This window comes from Pseudoalteromonas sp. G5_S1_54_S4 (assembly GCF_054968565.1).
On record NZ_JBQKUL010000159.1, the window covers coordinates 1 to 239 of the forward strand.

2 tRNA genes are annotated in these 239 nt (G+C 45.6%); both read left to right on the forward strand.

Features of this window, described 5'->3' with window-relative positions:
* Window positions 1–64: 64 nt before the first annotated feature.
* A tRNA-Gly gene (locus tag ACTRWE_RS19355) sits at window positions 65–140 on the forward strand.
* An 18-nt stretch (window positions 141–158) separates the two neighbouring features.
* Window positions 159–232 (forward strand) — tRNA-Cys (locus ACTRWE_RS19360).
* The last annotated feature ends 7 nt before the right edge of the window (window positions 233–239 follow it).

Consider the following 239-nt stretch of genomic DNA (forward strand, 5'->3'; position numbering starts at 1 on the left):
TTTGTGGTTTGGTTACATACACCAATATGTAACTTATGAAAAAATTATTTAGAATTAATATTATGCGGCACTAGCTCAGTTGGTAGAGCGCGACCTTGCCAAGGTCGAGGTCACGAGTTCGAGCCTCGTGTGCCGCTCCAAATTATTTGATATGTTTAGGCGGAATGGCAGAGTGGCCATGCACCGGATTGCAAATCCGTTTACCCCGGTTCGACTCCGGGTTCCGCCTCCAAATAATT